Source organism: Pseudonocardia sp. EV170527-09, from assembly GCF_008369905.1.
Taxonomy (GTDB): Bacteria; Actinomycetota; Actinomycetes; order Mycobacteriales; family Pseudonocardiaceae; genus Pseudonocardia.
The window spans coordinates 1-662 of record NZ_VRMC01000292.1; the positions used below are offsets into that span (position 1 = coordinate 1).

At 63.9% G+C, this 662-nt stretch carries 2 protein-coding genes; both read right to left on the reverse strand.

Features of this window, described 5'->3' with window-relative positions:
- On the reverse strand, positions 1-178 hold a 178-nt coding region (locus FVA95_RS34205; RefSeq protein ID WP_161992518.1), incomplete at its 3' end, for an IS3 family transposase.
- A gap of 47 nt (positions 179-225) precedes the next feature.
- The gene (locus FVA95_RS29170) at positions 226-519 is read right to left on the reverse strand and encodes a transposase (protein ID WP_161992396.1); all 294 of its coding nucleotides are present in this window, start codon (positions 517-519) and stop codon (positions 226-228) included.
- Between the last annotated feature and the right edge of the window lie 143 nt (positions 520-662).

Here is a 662-nt window from a genome sequence, read left to right on the forward strand (position 1 = left end):
CCAGACCGAGCGTGAGCTCGGCGTGGACACGCGGCCACCCGTACGTTCCGCGGGATTCTTCGTGGATCGTGGTGATGCGTTTGAGCAACAACTCGTTCTCCACCGCCCGAACGGATTTGTGCCCGGATCGCCATTCGTAGTAGCCTTGGCGGCGCACGCCAAGGACCCGGCAGGTCACCGCGACGTCGAATCCATCGTCGGCGAGTTCACGGACCAGCGGGAAAACTACTTTGGGAGAACGTTCTCCCGGGCGAAATACGCGGCCGCCCGCTTGAGAATCTCATTCTCCACCTCAAGGCGACGCTTCTCCTTACGGAGCCCGGTCAATTCGCGTTTCTCGGCGCTACTCAGCCGTGAATCGGAGCCGCCGGTGTCGTCGGCGGCGGCCTGGGCCATCCAGCTCCGCAAACACGACTCCGATATCGACAGTTCCTTCGCGATCGCAGACACCGGCTTGTCGCCAGCACGAGCAAGGTCCACGGCGCGGCGCCGGAACTCGGGCGGGTGAGGTGCAGGCACGAACAACATCCTCCCTGGTGGACCGGGTCCACCTCAGGTGACGTGTCCGGCGTCAGGGGTCAAGCTCAGTACTGAGTGTGGTCATCTGACCTGGCCCCGGTAGGTCGGTCTGTCGTCATCGGATGTGGCCCCACCCCTGGATG